This window comes from Psychrobacter vallis (genome assembly GCF_904846715.1).
Classification (GTDB): domain Bacteria; phylum Pseudomonadota; class Gammaproteobacteria; order Pseudomonadales; family Moraxellaceae; genus Psychrobacter; species Psychrobacter vallis.
Genome location: NZ_CAJHBU010000001.1, coordinates 227,852 through 246,214, shown reverse-complemented (window position 1 = coordinate 246,214; position 18,363 = coordinate 227,852). Strand labels below are relative to the sequence as shown.

At 44.2% G+C, this 18,363-nt stretch carries 15 protein-coding genes; 7 read left to right on the top strand and 8 right to left on the bottom strand.

The window, feature by feature from the left end:
- Positions 1–107 precede the first annotated feature (107 nt).
- From JMY02_RS01025 to arfB, 3 genes are all read left to right on the top strand, one after another.
- Positions 108–869 carry an SDR family oxidoreductase gene (locus tag JMY02_RS01025; protein WP_201594288.1) on the top strand — a complete coding sequence of 254 codons (762 nt, stop codon included), beginning with the start codon at positions 108–110 and terminating at the stop codon, positions 867–869.
- Between the two features lie 227 nt (positions 870–1,096).
- The gene (locus tag JMY02_RS01020; RefSeq protein WP_227678353.1) at positions 1,097–1,963 is read left to right on the top strand and encodes an HpcH/HpaI aldolase/citrate lyase family protein; all 867 of its coding nucleotides are present in this window, start codon (positions 1,097–1,099) and stop codon (positions 1,961–1,963) included.
- Between the two features lie 61 nt (positions 1,964–2,024).
- Positions 2,025–2,438, top strand: a complete 414-nt coding sequence (gene arfB / locus JMY02_RS01015) for an alternative ribosome rescue aminoacyl-tRNA hydrolase ArfB (RefSeq protein WP_201594286.1) — start codon at positions 2,025–2,027, stop codon at positions 2,436–2,438.
- Between the two features lie 126 nt (positions 2,439–2,564).
- Here the strand turns inward: arfB and JMY02_RS01010 are convergent, their stop codons facing one another.
- Together JMY02_RS01010 and JMY02_RS01005 are read right to left on the bottom strand one after the other, a co-directional pair.
- Positions 2,565–4,439, bottom strand: a complete 1,875-nt coding sequence (locus tag JMY02_RS01010; protein WP_201594284.1) for an autotransporter domain-containing protein — start codon at positions 4,437–4,439, stop codon at positions 2,565–2,567.
- A gap of 106 nt (positions 4,440–4,545) precedes the next feature.
- Positions 4,546–5,745, bottom strand: a complete 1,200-nt coding sequence (locus JMY02_RS01005; protein WP_201594282.1) for a sugar transporter — start codon at positions 5,743–5,745, stop codon at positions 4,546–4,548.
- A gap of 411 nt (positions 5,746–6,156) precedes the next feature.
- Between JMY02_RS01005 and JMY02_RS01000 the strand changes: the two genes are divergently transcribed.
- The 4 genes from JMY02_RS01000 (at position 6,157) to JMY02_RS00985 (ending at position 11,828) form a co-directional block, all read left to right on the top strand.
- Positions 6,157–6,789: a hypothetical protein gene (locus JMY02_RS01000; protein WP_201594280.1), complete on the top strand. Its 633-nt coding sequence runs from the start codon at positions 6,157–6,159 to the stop codon at positions 6,787–6,789.
- 451 nt (positions 6,790–7,240) lie between these two features.
- Complete coding sequence (locus JMY02_RS00995; protein ID WP_201594278.1) at positions 7,241–8,449, top strand: acetyl-CoA C-acetyltransferase; 1,209 nt, start codon at positions 7,241–7,243, stop codon at positions 8,447–8,449.
- Positions 8,450–8,512: 63 nt separating this feature from the next.
- Positions 8,513–10,714, top strand: a complete 2,202-nt coding sequence (locus tag JMY02_RS00990; RefSeq protein WP_201594276.1) for a 3-hydroxyacyl-CoA dehydrogenase NAD-binding domain-containing protein — start codon at positions 8,513–8,515, stop codon at positions 10,712–10,714.
- Between the two features lie 403 nt (positions 10,715–11,117).
- Positions 11,118–11,828 (top strand): DarT1-associated NADAR antitoxin family protein, encoded by a 711-nt coding sequence (locus JMY02_RS00985; RefSeq protein WP_201594439.1) that lies wholly within the window; start codon positions 11,118–11,120, stop codon positions 11,826–11,828.
- A gap of 242 nt (positions 11,829–12,070) precedes the next feature.
- On the opposite strand, the gene JMY02_RS00980 is transcribed toward JMY02_RS00985, so the two are convergent.
- Genes JMY02_RS00980 through otsB form a run of 6 tightly spaced genes read right to left on the bottom strand, consistent with a single transcriptional unit; the run spans position 12,071 to position 18,139 of the window.
- Positions 12,071–12,742, bottom strand: a complete 672-nt coding sequence (locus JMY02_RS00980; protein WP_201594437.1) for a glycosyltransferase — start codon at positions 12,740–12,742, stop codon at positions 12,071–12,073.
- 51 nt (positions 12,743–12,793) lie between these two features.
- Positions 12,794–13,630, bottom strand: a complete 837-nt coding sequence (locus JMY02_RS00975; protein WP_406947696.1) for a class I SAM-dependent DNA methyltransferase — start codon at positions 13,628–13,630, stop codon at positions 12,794–12,796.
- Positions 13,614–14,513: a PIG-L deacetylase family protein gene (locus tag JMY02_RS00970; protein WP_227678352.1), complete on the bottom strand. Its 900-nt coding sequence runs from the start codon at positions 14,511–14,513 to the stop codon at positions 13,614–13,616. Before JMY02_RS00970 ends, JMY02_RS00975 begins: the two co-directional genes overlap by 17 nt.
- Positions 14,501–15,589 (bottom strand): acyl-CoA dehydrogenase, encoded by a 1,089-nt coding sequence (locus JMY02_RS00965; RefSeq protein WP_201594274.1) that lies wholly within the window; start codon positions 15,587–15,589, stop codon positions 14,501–14,503. The genes JMY02_RS00970 and JMY02_RS00965 overlap by 13 nt, the downstream gene beginning before the upstream one ends.
- A 13-nt stretch (positions 15,590–15,602) precedes the next feature.
- Positions 15,603–17,252 (bottom strand): alpha,alpha-trehalose-phosphate synthase (UDP-forming), encoded by a 1,650-nt coding sequence (locus tag JMY02_RS00960; protein WP_201594272.1) that lies wholly within the window; start codon positions 17,250–17,252, stop codon positions 15,603–15,605.
- Entirely contained in the window at positions 17,249–18,139 is an 891-nt protein-coding gene (otsB, locus tag JMY02_RS00955; protein ID WP_227678365.1) for a trehalose-phosphatase, read from the bottom strand. The genes JMY02_RS00960 and otsB overlap by 4 nt, the downstream gene beginning before the upstream one ends.
- Positions 18,140–18,363: the final 224 nt, after the last annotated feature.

The window sequence follows — 18,363 nt, the reverse complement described above, 5'->3', positions numbered from 1 at the left end:
TTAAGTTTGGCGGTGCTGGGAAAAATTTCCTTGCTGTGTGCTTTGCACTCCAGAGGCTGCGAAATTTTTTCCAGCACCGCTAATTTAAAAAAGTATAAGGAGTTATCATGAAAGATTTATTTGATTTAACGGGCAAGATTGCGTTGGTGACAGGTGCCAGTCGCGGTATTGGTGAGTCTATCGCTCGTTTGCTGGCGTCAAGAGGCGCGCACGTGATCGTTTCTAGTCGCAAAATTGATGCCTGCCAAGCGGTTGCCGATAGCATTATCGCTGACGGTCATAAAGCCAGTGCTTTTGCTTGTCATGTAGGAGACATGGATCAGATTGAGGCAGTCTTTGAGCACATCAAAAGTGAGTTTGGTCAAATCGATATTTTGGTCAATAATGCAGCGGCAAACCCTTATTATGGGCATATCTTAGACACGGATTTGGCTGCTTTTGACAAGACAGTAGAAGTCAATATTCGCGGTTATTTCTTTATGTCTACTGCCGCTGGCAAGATGATGCGCGAGCAGGGCGGCGGGGTGATTTTGAATACAGCATCTGTTAACGGTTTGGTTGCGGGTGACAAGCAAGGCATTTACTCAATCACCAAGGCCGCGGTCATTAGTATGACCAAAGCCTTTGCCAAAGAGTGTGGCCCATTAAATATCCGCGTCAATGCGTTATTGCCGGGCTTAACCGATACCAAGTTTGCTTCTGCCCTCACGACCAATGACAAAGTCTTAAAGATGGCATTGCATTCAATTCCATTAGGCCGTGTCGCTGATCCAGATGAAATGGCTGGCACTGTATTGTATCTGGTGTCGGACGCTTCAAGCTATACCACAGGGGCTACTATTGTTGTCGATGGTGGCATGTTGGCTTAATCAAGCAATCAGCGATAGAGTACAAGCTGCATTTACTACCAAAAACCGCATAAGATCAATCTTTATGCGGTTTTTCTAATTTAATTTTTTGAGTAAGTAGAGAAATTTCGTAAGATATATGGCAGCGGATTAACAACTGAGTCCGTATAAAAATCGACTATGATAGTGGTAGCATAAATTTAGATAACCAAACTGATAGGTAATTGAGTAATAAAACGGAGTCAAGCATGGGTTCAGTGAAAAGCAGTACAATGGGCGCTATTTCTCAGAAAAAAACGTGGTTATTTGTACCAGCGACTCGAATCGATAGAGTAACCAAAGCTTTTGCCAGTGGCGCAGATGCGGTGATTGTGGATTTAGAAGATGCCGTTGCCCAAGCAGACAAAGCGCAAGCTCGAGAGGCGTTAAAAAACCACTATGACGATCAAAATCAAAAGCAAACGTATCAACCAATTTGGCTACGTATAAATAAAGCAGGTAGTGATGCGTTTCACAAAGACTTGGCATTATGTCAGCAGATGCCGAAGCTGGCTGGTGTGCTACTGGCCAAAGCCGAGCAAGCAGCAGATATTGAGTTTGTGCATCAGCGTACAGGTCTGCCAGTTATTGCACTAGTAGAAAACGCTATTGGTTTATATCAAATCGATAACATGGCAAAAGCCACTGGTCTGGTCGCATTCAGTTATGGCTTCTTAGACCTATGCAATGATATACACGTACAAGTAGGCACGCCTGCCGCAGACATCATTGCCAATCAAATTCGCTATCAATTGATTCTGACTTCAAAAGTACACCAGCTATCAGCGCCCATTGATACCGTTTATCCTGATTTCAATGATGAAACAGGGTTGCGCGCCCGCGTCCAGCTATGGTCACAAATGGGTATGTCAGGAATGCTATGTATTCATCCAAAGCAAGTCGCTACCGTACAACAATCCTTACAACCAACAGATCAGGAGCTTTCGTTTGCGCAGCGTGTGATCGAGGAGTATGAGCGGAGCGGGCGGGCGGTGTTTAAAATAGAGGGCGAGATGGTCGATGCGCCTGTGATTGCCCGCGCTCGACAATTATTGAAGCAGTTATTGACTCAGTAGCAGACGAGTAGATAATGCTTTATCATAAGTCACATCTACCAATAATCTATCAAAGCACATTATGATTTTTATCAGTAACAATATTAGCCTCAATGAAAGTGAAGTCGATATCAGCGCTATACGCGCACAAGGGGCAGGTGGACAAAACGTCAATAAAGTCTCCTCTGCCATTCATCTGCGCTTTGATATCACGGCCTCTAGTTTGAGCGATGCGACCAAGCAGCGTTTGCTAGACAGTAAAGACAGCCGAATCACCAAAGAAGGCGTGCTCATCATTAAAGCGCAGCAATTTCGCACGCAAGAACGTAATAAAATTGATGCATTTGAGCGTCTGCAAAGCTTTATAACAAAAGCCACTCACGTCAATAAAACCCGCAAGCCAACCAAACCGAGCAGAAATGCCAAACGCAAACGGGTGGATCAAAAGACCCAGCGCGGCAAAACCAAAGTCTTACGCGGTAAAGTGGATTATTAAAGAAGTTTTTGCAGTAGAAAATATTGAAGATTAAAAAGTCTGATAATGTGTCGCGGTTTTTTAGGTTTAGATAGGTATAGACGATAAATCATCGCCTATACCGTGATGTTAGAATTAAAGACTTGCTTAGAATGCGCCGCTCAGCCCAACGAATACGCTAGTTGTTTTGTCATCATCGCCTTGTGAGTGTGTAACGCCAGCATTAGCATTCAATAGGCCAAAGTTTCTGGATAGGCCAAGCGTCATCCCAAAATTATCATCATCAGTTTCGATCATGGGCGTGCTAAAGCTAATATCAGACAACGTATTTAAGCGTGCTGTTGCTGCTTCGCGATTATCACTTAGCTGTTTTTGGTAATGAATATCACCAAATAAATTAAGGTTTTCAATCAGGTTGCGATTGGCTTTGACCCCAAGCTTGCCATAAGTCGTCGTATATTTTTGCTCATCGAATTGCATGGCGATGCCGGACATTTCTTGTTCTTTAAGTTCATCTATTTTTACGCGGCTAGCTGTTGCACCAATATAAGGCGTGATAGCAATATTGCTTACTTGCATTGGATATCCTGCCTGCACATTGGCATAGTAACGCTTACCATCAGCATTTGATTTAAATTGTTGTCTGTTGCTGCCAAGTGTGACCGCGCGTGTAACATCAACTTCCATGTTACCAAAACCAACTGCCCCATTGAGTTGTACACCGCCAAGATTGTCTAACGTATTACTATGATAGACGCCGAAACCAACCTCTTCTAGCTCAATATTATCCAAACCAGTATCGACGCCTGAGTTTTTAAAATCTTTTTGGGTGATATTGCCATATAAGCCTGTTACCGCGTTTGCTGAGTTAGGATGAGCAAAGTCTACGCCCAGTAGTACTTGTGTATTACCGTCATCTTCAAATCCTGCAATGTCTTGATTCTCAACTTCGCCTATTGCCCATAGTGTACGGGCAGGTTTTTGCTCGCTGCTTTGGATTTGATTGATGTGCGACTGTAAGCGCTCATTGGTTGCCAGTCCGGCTGTCGTGGCAATATGTGGTAAGACTCCTATTAGGCTAGGGGCGGTGACGACAGCATTTGCATAGTCGGCAATCATTTGATGTGCACTACCGGTTGGGTGTATACCATCCGCGAAAAAGTAAGTTTCGTTAGCGTTGGGCGTTTGTAAGTCGTTTGATCCACATAATAGTGAATTGTTCGTGTTACAAGCGGGTGTAGTGACATTAGTAAAGCCATAAGCAGCAGGGTTGTCAGCGATTTGTTGTAATAAATCAAAAGTATCTAACGGTATAATATTAGCGCCCGTAGAAGTGGCACCATTATACATAAATTGATTATATAAATTAGTGATATAAGTGCTTTGCGCTTGTGCTACAGGCCCTTGTTCAATTGCCCTAGGTGTTAGACCGACATCAGGAATGTTAGGCACTAAAATATAGTTTGCACCATTATTTTTTAGAGTATTAATCGTTTCGGTTTGGCTAGCGACGGCGGACAGTATAGTGGTTTGAGCATTAGCAGGATCTGCAGAAGCCGTAAGCAAATCATTTGCGCCTGCCCATACCACATACAGTCCATTAGGGTCTACTCGATTATTAGCGATATAACTATTAACTTGGCTATTGGCAGAAGCAACTGGAAGATTAAACGCCGTGACGTCTACGCCTGCTCTTGCACCGCCGATAGCGTAGTTATTACCCGTTTGGCTACCGTCATAGGTATTGGCGACAGCAGTAGTGCCAAGCTGTTCAGCGAACGACGTCGCCCATGTATTGTCAGGATTGGTAGTAAACTGACCTGACTCTTCAAGTCCAAACGTACCTTGAGTGAGTGGGCTAAAATATCCACCATCTGTTAAACTGTCGCCAAAAAAGGTGACACTACTATAAGCGTTTGCTTGAGCAATACCGGCAATAGATAGGCTAATAGCAAGCATGCTTTTGGTAAAGGTTTTGAGAGTAGTATGGCTGACCATGCAGCGAGCGGTATTACGAGGCATAGCGACTTCCTTGTCGTGAATGTAATAGTTTGTCAATCGAGTGTAACTACTTTTTAGAAGGCTAGCAATCATTTTGATTATAGTTTTCTAAATGTATGGCGTTCAATTAGCCAAGCCTTCTACTTAACTCAGGAAAGTGCCTTATCATAAATAGCATTAGTAGCAAAGCCACAGCAGCAATAGCTGCCCCAACATACCCCACGCTCGACAGAGAAATGTGCGTCACCGCATAACCGCCGAACAAAGCACCAGCCCCAATTCCTAAATTAATAATGCCTGAGAACATCGACATCAGCATGTCTTGGGCGCTGACATCTACCATGAGCACCTTGGCTTGCATGGAGATAATCAGCAACATCAGTGCCGCACCCCAAAGCAGCGCAATCACACTGAGCGCCCATACAGACGTCACGGCAAACAACAACACGAGCATGGACGCCAGCATCAGTATCGTCGATATCAGCATCAACCTAGTATTGAATCTGTCACCCCAGCGACTAAATATCACACTGCCCGCAATGCCTGCCACACCGAATAATAACAGGATAAAAGTGGCTGAGTTTTCACTGATTGAGCCAACTTGACGCATGAACGGCTCGATATAAGAGTAAGCGGTATAGTGTGCTGTAAAGACGAGCAAAATAAGCAAGTATAGACAGACCAGCATAGGGTTTTTGAGCAACTCTGGGATTTTTCTAAAAGATCCTTCAAACATGCTGGGCAGGGTGGGCAAGAGCCTCGCTTGCAGCACAAAGACAACCAAAGCAATCACGCCAATGCCGCCAAATGTTGCGCGCCAGCCAAACCATTGTCCCACCAGTCGTCCTAGTGGCACGCCCAGTACCATCGCCAATGACGTACCCGTTGCCAGCACACTAAGTGCCAGTGCTTTTTTGCCTTCAGGCGCCACACGTATGGCTATCGCCGCTGTGATTGACCAAAATATCGCATGAGACAAGGCAATCCCAACGCGGCTAATGAGCAACACGTTAAAGCTCCACGCAAATACTGACAGAGCATGGCTCACGATAAATACCGCAAACAATGCCAAAAGCAAACGCTTGCGCTCAAACCGACTGGTCAGCAGCATCAGTGGCAATGACATGGCAGCGACGATCCACGCATAAAGCGTCAACATCCAACCAGTCTCTGCCGTCGTGATAGAAAAATCTTGGGCAATGTCACTTAATAAGGCAACAGGGACAAATTCGGTGGTATTCATAATGAACGCACTAACGCCCATCAAAAATACTTGAAAATACTGAGTTCGGCGCGAGCTTGTGCTCGTCTCAAGGTTATGTGTCATAAAATCCAATACAAATCAGGTGCCAATACCATAAAGGAATTAGCCAAAAGTGAGGTCGAAATATTAGGTGATATAGGGATAGGGTGGCAAGATACCAAGCTAATGGTCACAGTTAAAGGGTTTTTTTGATAACGAGCGCTTGTATCAGTATTTATTTCTTATCATTTGATGTGCTATCATTATTGAATGCTCTATCGTGGGTTTAACAGTTTTGTCTGCCAATTATCAATTATTATTGCAATAAAATAATGGCGTACAAACCTTGCAACTTCCAGCACGATATAAAACACTTCTGGTAAAGCGCATGAGCCTGTACTCCGACATCCTCATTTGTGCCTGATTTTATTTGCCTATTTGGGCGTATTTCAACCTTTTTCGTCGGAGTTACAGGAGTATAAGGTGTTTAATATCATGAGCCACATTGCCAACCCATCCAAATATACCCGTCGTTATCATCCCCGTCACCCTCTGGCACAATACGCGGTCAATCAAATAGACACGCTGAAACTGTGTTCGCAAGATATCGTCAAAGCCATGGGTTATCCTTTAAAACATACCATACCTGCCTGTGAGCGGCTGCGACATGTGCTGTCGAACAAACATCTTGGGCTTGATGGTAGCTATATTGACAAACACTTTACGGCTGACGAATTTTTAACCAAATTGTTTATGGTGCTTGAGATACCTTATACGCCATTTTCAGAAGATATTGCCAAAATCAAATACGATTTGGCGCATGGTTCTCAGTCTTTACCAAGCTACAGCTTGCAAGCGAAAATAGCATTTGAGTTTGATGGTGCAAATTGGCTGGCGCGTAGTAGCGCCTCGCGTTTGGCTTATATACGTTTGCCGGACGACTTTGCCGAATTAGAGGAAGCAGAGCGTCATTTGATTGTGAAAGAAAGTATTTGTGAGCATTACCAGCGTTACGAAGGTGGTTTGCCTTTTGACGGAATGATTAAAGGCTACGAGCTGATGACTGAACAGAATAACAAGGTGATCAATAGCTTAAAGTACAGTTTGCCAAAATCCAGTAGCGTGTAGAAGCTTCGATATACGAATATTTAACCATTTTCCTTCATATTAATGACACGCCCTAGCAACATGCAGATTCAGATGAACCAAACCCCACTTTATCGTGGGGTTTTTGTTTTTTGGAGAAGACAAATATTTTTATAGCTATAATCAATCCTAAATAAAGTGAATACACGACATCATGACGTAGGACTGCTACAAATTTTTCTTGCGTGCTGTGCCTGCGCCGACAGAGGCTGCAAAAAATTCTTCCCAGTCCTGCTGTATCTTTTTTATACAGCCCCTATATGTCAAAAAATATGAAGAGTGATGTTAAACCTGCATAGTCTATAAAATATAGTACTTGCACTGGTGTTTCTTGCTACTCTGATTTTAGATATGGATAACCAAACGAGTATTCAGTAAGTAAGCTGACTAAATTACGATTGTTATTTATTTGAACCATAAAAAAGGGATTTTTATGACTGAGTTTGCGTACATTTATGAGGCTATTCGCACGCCGCGTGGTAAAGGAAAAAAGGATGGCTCTTTGTATCAGGCATCACCGATTTGGCTGGTTCGTACTTTATTAAAAGAGATGCAGCAGCGCCATAATTTGGATACCAGCTTGGTTGATGACGTGGTGCTTGGCTGCGTGACACCTGTTGGTGAGCAAGGCTCGGATATTGCGCGTCTCGCTGTCATTGATGCGGGCTGGGCGCAAAGTGTGGCAGGTCTGACCTTGTCTCGATTTTGTGCATCTGGCCTAGAGTCCATCAATCTGGCCGCTGCCAAAGTCATGTCAGGTATGGAGGATATGGTGGTGGCAGGTGGCGTAGAATCCATGAGCCGCGTACCGATGGGCTCTGACGGCGGTGCTTGGTATATGGATCCACGCGTCAATGAAGCCACGCACTATGTGCCGCAAGGGGTTGGCGCGGACACTATCGCGACGCTCAAAGGCTTTAGTCGTACTGATGTCGATGCCTTTGCCACGGAATCGCATCGCCGTGCCACCCACGCTTGGGAGCAGGGTTATTATGACAAATCCGTTGTCCCTGTTACGGATCTCAATGGCATGATGCTATTGGCTAAAGATGAAACCATCCTTCCCAATACCACTGTCGAAACTTTGGCTGGTCTTAACCCTTCTTTTATTAAGCTCGGAAAAATGGGCTTTGATAGCGTGATATTAGACAGATATACCACCATTGAAGCCGTCAATCACGTGCATCATGCGGGCAACTCTTCGGGCATCGTCGATGGTGCTGCTATCTGTTTGATCGGTAGTGCTGCCGCTGGTAAAAAAGCAGGGTTAAAACCACGCGCCAAAATCACAATGGCCTCAGTTATTGGCTCAGAACCTGCCATTATGCTGACAGGTCCCACGCCTGCCTGTCAAAAAGCCCTCAAAAAAGCGCGCATGCAAGCCGCTGATATCGATCTATGGGAGATCAATGAGGCCTTCGCCGCCATACCACTGAATACTGCCGATGATTTTGGACTCTCGCTCGATATCGTGAATGTCAATGGCGGAGCTATCGCCATGGGTCATCCGCTTGGGGCAACGGGTGCGATGCTGATGACAACTGTCCTTGATGAGTTAGAGCGCCGTGATCTAAAGACGGCTATGATTACGCTTTGTGTGGGTGGTGGCATGGGTATTGCGACCATCATTGAACGTGTTTAGACAGCTAAGCGTCTGTATATTGGAAGCAGGGTATTATCTAAAGGATTATTCAAGGAACGAAAAATGACTATAAATAATAATGGAATAGATAGCGCGAAAGACAGTATTGATTCAATTAACACGCTGAAAAACTTCTCTGTTCAGCGTGACGCTGATGGCATTGTCACCGTCATTATCGATCAAGCGAATCGTAAAATGAATGTCATCGGTGATGGCTTTACAGAGGCTTTATCAACGATAGCAAACAGCTTTATCAGCGATGACGCTGCCAAAGGATTAATTCTCACATCAGGTAAAGAAACGTTTGTCGTTGGTGCAGATATCGATCAACTGGCTCATATTGAAACGGCTGAGCAAGCGTTTGCATTGACCCAAGACCTCAAACGCAGTTTACGTAAGCTTGAGCAGTCAGGAAAACCTGTCGTTGCGGCCATAACGGGAACAGCGCTGGGCGGTGGTTTAGAGCTGGCGCTAGCATGTCACTATCGTATTGCTATTGACTTACCTAAAACCAAACTAGGCCTGCCTGAAGTCAAACTGGGCTTGTTGCCGGGCGGCGGTGGTACTCAGCGTTTACCACGTTTAATAGGTATTGAATCGGCATTGATGCTAATGACTCAGGGTAAAGCGGCGCATCCAGCCGCTGCGAGAGATTTGGGTCTAATAGATGCCGTTGCCACTGATAAAGCAGATATGCTAAAACAAGCCAAGGACTGGATTCATAATAATCCTCACGCACAGCAGCCGTGGGATAAAAAAGGCTTCAAAATCCCTGGTGGCGATAGTAAGCATTCGAAAGTCGTGCCCGTTTTTTCAGTTGCGCCAGCTGTGGCAAATCAAAAATCACATGGCAATCATCCAGCGATTACCCATATCATGTCTTGCGTGTTTGAAGGATGCTTAGTGGACATTGATACTGGACTTGAGATTGAGTCGCGTTACTTTGCGGCTTGCGTGCTGTCTTCTGAATCGAAAAACATGATTAACACGCTATGGACTCAGCTCAATAGCATTAAAAAAGGTCAATCTCGTCCTCAAGGGTTTGCGCAGACGCAAACCAAAAAAGTTGGTATTTTGGGTGCTGGCATGATGGGCGCGGGCATTGCTTATGTCACTGCCAAAGCGGGCATAGACGTCATTTTATTGGATACCGAAATAGCAGGAGCTGAAAAAGGCAGAGACTACTCTGCTAAAATTCTTGATAAAGCAATCAGTCGTCAGCAATCGACTGAAGAGAAAAAACAAGGGCTATTAGATCGCATCAAACCGACCATTTCCTACGATGATTTGGCAGACTGCGATCTTATTATCGAAGCGGTGTTTGAGAATCGTAAGATTAAAGCCAAGTGTACCGAACAGAGTGAAGCGGTGATTGCTAACACGGCTATCTATGCCTCTAATACCTCAACACTACCCATCACTGGACTGGCAAAAGCCAGCATGCGCCCGAACCAATTTATCGGCCTGCACTTTTTTTCGCCAGTTGATAAGATGTCATTGGTTGAGATCATCATGGGTGAGCAAACTGACGATGCAACTTTAGCCAAAGCTTTTGATTATGTGCTGCAAATTGGCAAAACGCCTATCGTGGTTAATGACAGTCGCGGGTTTTATACCTCGCGCGTATTTGGCACTTATGTCACAGAGGGCATTGCTATGTTGGGCGAGGGCGTTCATCCGCGCAGCATCGAGGTTGCTGGCATGAAAACAGGGATGCCCATGCCACCACTGGCGCTACAAGATGAAGTGTCATTGAGTTTGGCATTGCACGTCAGCGAACAGCAGCAGCTTGATCTAGCAGCTGAGGGCAAGCCTGTTGAGGTGCGTCCTTCTTATGAAATACTCAAAACGCTGGTCAATGAGTATAAGCGCGAAGGCAAAAAGAGCGGCAAAGGCTTTTATGAATATTTGGACAATGGTGACAAACATTTATGGCCTGAACTGATAACGCTATATCCACCAAATGCTGAGCAACCACCCCAGCAGGATTTGGTTGATCGGTTAATGTTTATTCAAGCCAATGAATCTGCCAAGTGTTATGGAGAAAACGTCGTACGCTCTGTCGCTGATGCCAATATTGGCTCTATCTTTGGTTGGGGCTTTGCGCCTCATCACGGCGGTACGTTACAGTTTATCAATGCCATGGGTTTGGAGGCATTTATCTTGCGCAGTCGTGCGCTTGCGGCTCAATACGGTGAACGTTTTGCACCTGCCGAGATTTTGTTAAAGATGGCAGACAAAAGCGAGGTGTTCTCGGACGATTGATCCGCTGGATAATTTGATATAGTCAATACACTATAAAAGAGTTACAGCGTTAACCTCGCTTGAAGTATTACATATACACCTGTACTCGGTTGCCTTGTACCACTTTCAAATTGGATCAACCATAACTGATTCAATAAGATGGCAGAAAATTGCGTTATTCTGAAGAAACAGTAGGGATAAACTTGGTAAATTCAGTATACTAACAGACTTTTTTCGTGACCAAAAAAATGCGCCAGTATGCTTTCATTGAAACCGATCAGCGCCTCTTTCGCATCATAACGCTGCGTATTTATTTTATTTGATACCGATTATATTTATGCCAAACCCGTTATGAAAGAACATTTATACAAGACCATTGAATACTGATATAAGGCACATCGCTATGGAACAAAGACAGAACCCTATGCAACAAACACCAGACGCTGTAGAACACAGACCTGTATTTATGCCGAGAGTCACCAGTGACAATCTGGTAAAAACGGACATGGTTCGGTTCGAGCGGCATGTAGGGTTTGCGAGTCGACAAAAGAAAAAATCCATCAATGATATGCATCAAGTCATTCGCAAAAAATATGGGTTCAGTCACGTTTTAGAGCTGTCCAGTAAGTCTGGCAACAAGTTAAGTTTTCCGCTAAGTCCATTGAGCTTAAAGCTTACGAGTGATGACGGTAGTCAGTATAGTGTCGAAAATGCCTTTCAAAGTAGTATGATTTTTGAGGACGGTGGCCCTTATACTGATTTGCTAAGTGCGCCGCCAAGACAAGCCAAAAAGGACGAGCGATTAATAACCTCGGGTGAACTGATTGGCTATAACTATTTTGGTATGGAATGGAGTGTCGAGCCATTAACCACCTTTTATGATTGGCTGTATGTGAATGCCCTAAAACAAAATACTCAGCTGCATGAAGAAGTGATGCAATATCAGGCTTTTACTGATTTGGAGTTTAATCCAAAGAAATCTATCCACTCTGCCGCTTATGCGCTCGCTATGTTTGTCGCGCTGAATAAACGCGAGTTGCTCGATAATGTTGAAGACCCAATGGTATTTTTTAATTTATATCATGAATTTAAAGTCAGTAATACCGAGAACCTTTTGGAAGCTGGCTGGGTCTGATAGCCAGCAACGATAAAACATTTGAATCACCTAAAAGCTGCGATGCAAGAGCATACGTATCGTAGCTTTTTTTGTTTGTATACGTCGTTATTTTCAATAAGGTTTAGGTACTACATGAAGAGTAGCGATAGAACGTTTGGACTTATATAAAGTGAATTAGCGACCTCTCCCATGTCAAGGTAGTTTTCTGAGTTCTATATTATTGGCAAGTTGCCTATTCCTTATATCTAACACCTAATGCTTTACAAATTGCTTTTTTCTAAATTCCCTAAAAACGTAGCAAACCCTTCACTCGCTCGCGCTTCTAAACGGCTGCTGGTAATCACACGGACACTGTTGCTCCAAGTAATATCATAGCCTTGATCTTCAAAATTTTTCACCAAATCCACGTCTTCATGACATCGTAGGGGAGCAAAGCCGCCAACAGCAAGATAGGCCTCATCCCTAAAGCTCAAATTTGCCCCATGAATATGACGATGTCCCATCATATCTTGATAATGCGCGATATAAGCTTCTCGCGTTTGTGATGTCAGATGCGCCCAGTTATCAACGTCTACTACGCCGCAAATCATATCGGTAGGCTGCTGCTTAATATGAGTAACTTGCTCCACCAGCCAATCTGGCATCACGATTGAATCTGCATCTGTACAGGCAATCCAATTTGCACCGTTTTTTATAGCATGGCGAATGCCCACATCTCGCACTCGTCCCACACAGTGATAATCACACGCTATATAATCAACACCTGCGCTTTCGACCAATGCCAGTGTATTATCGGTACAGCCATCAAGCACCACAAGCGGATACGCCGAAATGTTTGAGGGCAGTTGCTCAATGGCGGTCTGAACCGACGCTAAGCAATCGCTGATCGTCATCGCCTCATTATGAGCGGGAATAACAATACCGATTTTTATAGCAGCCATGACTTCATCTTCCTCGCATTATTTTACTGATTGTCATATCCATTATGTTAAGTTTTCTTGCATGGCGACCGACTTCGGAGAATTTTGCCAAACATCCAATAAAAAATCGGTATCTACCATTTTACTTTGATGCGTAAAAGTCCCTTGATGTTGCTTTTGCTGCTCCTTTTCATTCAATGCCTCATTACTTGTTACATCGTCGGTCAAATTAAACGCTTGATATAAGCGTTGGTGCACCGTCTCACCTGTCATCTCAAAGCCATCGATAGGGTAGCGCCAATGACAGCATAGTAATGTGCCACCTATAGCAAGGTTTTGTTCGATCCAAATGACTACCTTATCAATATCAGCGGGCGATAAATAATATAAAATTTCGCTAATAATAATCAAATCAAAGGGCGATTGATCGGGAGGCGGGCAGTTTGATAAAGAATCTGATAAAGAATCAGCGCCTAACAATGTCTCGTTTAGCGTCAATAATCCATTAGGGATGACTCCTTGTATCACCCTTACATGAGAGGATTGCGCCAAGCGTTGTTTGGCAAGTTCTACCGCATTTTTATTACCATCGATACTGACCAATGCCTGACAACGGTGGGCAAGTAATTCACTAAACACCCCATTACCACAGCCCAATTCGATGGCATTACCATATTGAGCGTGGGGCAGTACCGCCAGACACATATCACGTTTGCGTTTTTCGTACCAGCGGGTCTGATATTGCCACGGATCGGTACTGTCACTGTATAAAGCATCAAAATAGGTTTCTGAATAAGTGTTAGAGTGAGCCTTAGTATTGGCGCTGTCTGCCCACATGGCTTTGGATACCTTTAAACCATCGGTATGGGTTTTCGTTGTAGATTTAGAGAGAGGATTCATATAAATAAACTTCCCAGAGCTGGCTAATTCTAGCGATGGTTTGAGCCGACAAAATAGGCGGATTACCCGTACTTTCATCAACGGTGATTTGGCTTGCAAAGCAAGCAATGGCTTGAGTTTTGCGCTGTAGCTGTTCAGCCGTTAAGTCCAATCTAACGGCTGAGTGCCAAGGAATGCGGCTATCGGCAGGCTTGGCCCAATGCCACGCCCAAATTAATACTTGATAACAGGCGAGATTATGCTGTTTGGCAAAGGCCGCGACCACTTGCCCTGTTGCTTCATGGTCAGGATGCCCATCATGGATAAAGGGCGTCACCAAAACATCATCAGGCTGGATAATGGTGGCCAGTTTTTCATTAAACTGGTCCTGCTGGGCGAATACATCACCATCAGGTAAATCTAAAGAAATAATCGTCACCTGATGAGAGATGCCCAATACGTCTAGTGCCGCAAGGCTTTCTTGTGGACGAATGACATCAAGTGTTTGCGGTGGATAAATTTGCGAGTCTGGATGGCTTTGCGTGCCATTGGTCACGTGAACGAGTATGATAGGATTGCCATTTGCCGCCAGTTGTTGCAGCATACCGCCGCAGCCCAAAATTTCATCATCAGGATGCGGAGCAAAGACACACACGCGCTGGTTTGCTAAGAATTTTCGTGCAATATTCAATCGAGGTAAGTCTTGCAATCCTTGCCAATTTTGCCACGCGTCTTGACTGGTGCCAGCGCCCTCAATCACACGGTCGCCGACAATGGGATGATTGTGTTCAGAAGTTGCCGTGTTATCTGTTATAGCATTGGTACTGATCACTGACTCATTATCGCTAAATAATGAGTCAGAACAGGCATGATTTTCTGTCATATTGGTTGTTACAGTTGCCATATATTTTCCTGTCCATCAGTTGTTTCATGAGTTAAAGCGCTGGCCAAAGTACTTGATAGCTCACCAATTTTCTGTAAATCGAACGCGCCATGACTTTGTCGAATAAACACAGACAAATCCGCTGATAGCCTTGCGAAATGGGCGTTACTGCAAAATGGGGCTGCTCCCAATGCCAGTCCCACGGTTTCAATGACTTCGCGCGCCAGCTGCTCGACGTTTGCTCTTAATTGGCGAATGGCAAGTTCATGACTGCGATTTGGTTGACTATCGATCAAGTGAGAAACGTGATGAAAGTACTGCTGAGTAACTGCCAATGCCGTACCAATCTGCCCCACATACATGGCTTTATAATCATTCGGTTTTTGCTGATACGCCTTTATTAAATAGTCAGCTATGGAAGTCGTTGCGCCATACCAGCAAGCCGCCACACCTGCTGCGCCATGCCAAAATCCCACACGTTCTAGATACGCATTTGCCGCCCCAACATTACTGGCTACTACTTGATGGAACTGTATGGTAGCCGTATCAGTGGCTTGCATTCCCACCGCTTGCCATGCTCCATTATCAATATTGATCCCATCTTGCTTCATGTGCACAACAAGCAGTTGTGATTGACCCTCCTCATCTCGGTACGTCATGAGACCATGATCCACGATATTGGCGCCTGAACACCATGATTTTGTGCCACTGATTTTGCCTTGTTTAAAACGTATGGGGTCAGGATGACCTTCTGCTGCCCAAACTGCCCATAAACCTTGTGTCGCTTCGCTATAGCCTACTTCATATAAAATACTCAGTGCGTCTAAGTGCGACTCAAACCATTTGGCAATCGTTAGGTCAATACCTGCAATATATGCCAAAATCTGCCAACGAATCAAGGTTGGTGAGTTATCGGCGTCGCCACTGGCAGGGTGAGGTATTTTGTCGCTATAAGTCACTAATATATTCATAATGTCATGCCGTAATGTATCGGTTATGACAAACGTACTGATGGATTGATGATCAGCGGTAATGATCTCTTGTATAGCAGATTTGATATTTTGTAATAAAGAGTTTCTGGTATTTAATAATGACATACACGTCTCCTAATTATTCTTGTGGTTCAGGCATTTGAAAGACATCTAGATGCTCGTTATTCATTTGATGTCTTTTATCATCATATAGATCATCTAAAAAATCTTGCTGCCAAACGTGCAAATTGTTCTGTTGTAATCCATGCAATAATTCCTGATAACGACGCTTTCGCTCGGATAAGGGCATCTCCAAGGCGGTTTTTAAACCTTGTATGACGCTACTGGGTTGGAGTGGGTCAATCAGGACCGCCGCTTGCATCTGCTCAGCAGCCCCTGCATAGCATGACAACACCAACACACCTGGGTTATCAGGATTTTGGGCAGCGATATATTCTTTAGCGACGAGGTTCATGCCATCTTTTAGGGAGTTCACCCAACCGATATCACTTTGCCAAAATGCCGTCATCAATGCTTGATGATTTAATACCTCTTCGCTATATGTGATGGCGTTCCAGTGGTTTATAGAGCCGTTAATGTTACCAGCACGGCCTTTAATATCACTGCCTCCAATATTTCCTGTCTTAAATTCATTGGCAGAAAACTGCTGATTGATATTATTCACCGCTTGCGTGACATCATCATAAAGTCGTCGATAAATGGGTAAATCTAAGCGGCTAGGGCACGCAATTTGTAAGAATTGCAGCTGGTTTTGATACATTGGATACTGCTGCAAAAAAGCGTGATACGCCGAAAAACGCTCTAACAAACCTTTAGAATAATCAATCCTATCAACGGCAATGATTTGTTGGGTGGCAGGTTTTATGGCCTCTTTTTTCTGACTGTTTTTTGCCGATTGAAAGGATAAATCAATGACCTGATTCTGTATTCTTGCGACGTTTACGCCGATTGGATAAGCGTTGATCGTCAATCTGTGCTGGTTACACCAGTCTAAATTAAGCACTAATTGTGTAGGCACTGATTTGGGCGTATGGAAAAAGCCATGCTCTGTATACGACGCCGTTATTTGCGACTCTTTTAAATAGGGTTCTTTTAAAAAGTGGCTTTGTAAATAATGCTCGACGACGGCGAGGCAGTTGGCTTTATCTTGCTGAGTTTGCGTGCCGAGCACATCATAATGGGCAAGGTGCTCAATCAGCGTTGGGGTTTTATCAAGTGTTTGCCAATACGGTAGTGAGGCAAAAGGAATGTGCAAAAAGAAGCCAATACGATTTTTGATTCCTAACTGTCTGCAATAGTAGGCCACGCTTAAAAAATGGTAATCATGCACCCAAATGACGTCGTCAGGCTGGAGGATTTTTTTTAGCTGTCGCGCGAAAAGACGGTTAACGGCTTGATAGCCTGCGTAATCTTCTGGCGCTTGGCTGATCAAATCGGGTTGCTCATGCAATAACGGCCACAGTACATTATTGGCAAATCCGCAGTAAAAGTGCGCATACTGTTGGCTGGTGAGGGCAGTCGTTACATAGGTGATGGTGGTACTAGCCCCAAGCTCGCCAGCACTCGCTAAGGAGATTTGTTTGCTACTATCAAACTTATTGGTAGCACAGGCACAGCAATCATGAGTGTCTATAACGTCGCCATTCCAGCCCATCCAAATGACTGAATTACCCATTAAAACATCTTCTAATGCGACCGCAAGCCCACCTGCCATTGGCCCGCTATCTGGCAGCTTAACTCGATTCGATAAGACTACTAAGCGACTCATATAATAGGCCTCGTTACTTTTTTTGATGACAAAGGATTGCTGTCTACTGAGTTGACAGAGCGACTACCGTGTTTTTGGCAAAAGCTTAAAAAGCTTTGAAGTAGAACCGTTACTTCAGAAATGTCATTTACATAATAATGGGCGCAGGTTGGTTCAGTACCCACTTTAATGCCCATGCTAGTTGTTGGCGAGAAGGCGTTTTCTATTGCCCCGTCTCCCTCTTGTATTGCTATAAATCCTGCCTCGTCAGTGACATCATCACCGATAAAAATCGCACAAGACGTCTCACTGGTTTGCATTTTTTCTAGTAAACTCAAAATGGCGGCGCCTTTATTTATCCCCTTTGGCACAATTTCAAACACATATTTTCCTAGCTTTACTGTCCAATCAGCGTGACTGTCCAGAACGGTTGACACAATGCTATCAGCCACATCGGCTAGAGTAGGGTTTTGCCGATAGTGTAAGGCGACAGAATAGGGTTTGGTTTCTATAATGAAGTCACTATAAGGTGTGCAAGAGTCGATTATGGCTTGCCTAATGGTAGACAGCTCGGTGATATCAATAGTGATACCGTCATTGTCTGTCTCATCATCAAACGCTATTTCTAATCCGTGAGTCGCTGCAATGGGTAATGTCATAGGGAAGAGCATCTGCTTTGCTTCTATCAGGCTGCGTCCTGTGATGGCAGCGATTTTGACACCGTGACTTTGGATTTTTTGTAAAAGCGTTAATGTTGCATCTGGGATAACACTGTCTTTTGGATTGAGCGTAAAGTCTGCAAGCGTGCCATCTATATCTAAAAACAAATAATAGTTCTGCTGATGGGATAAGTAATCGGCAAAGTTATTTGGCCTGATATATATAGGTGATAAATTCAAGCGGGGCATCCTTGCTGAAGTCACATTTTTTCTTTTGGAATAGAGCGGCATTATGTTTTGGCCTTATTTAACCCAAGTTCGAGATGATCTATGTGCAAAAAGACAACAGGTCGTTAAGTCGTGGTTTATAGAGAAATAACCAATAATCAACCAAGCCTTATCATGAGTTTGCCATAGACCCAATCAATTTTTGATAAGAAGAGTGTTTACTTTGGCGTAAGTTCTGTAACTTG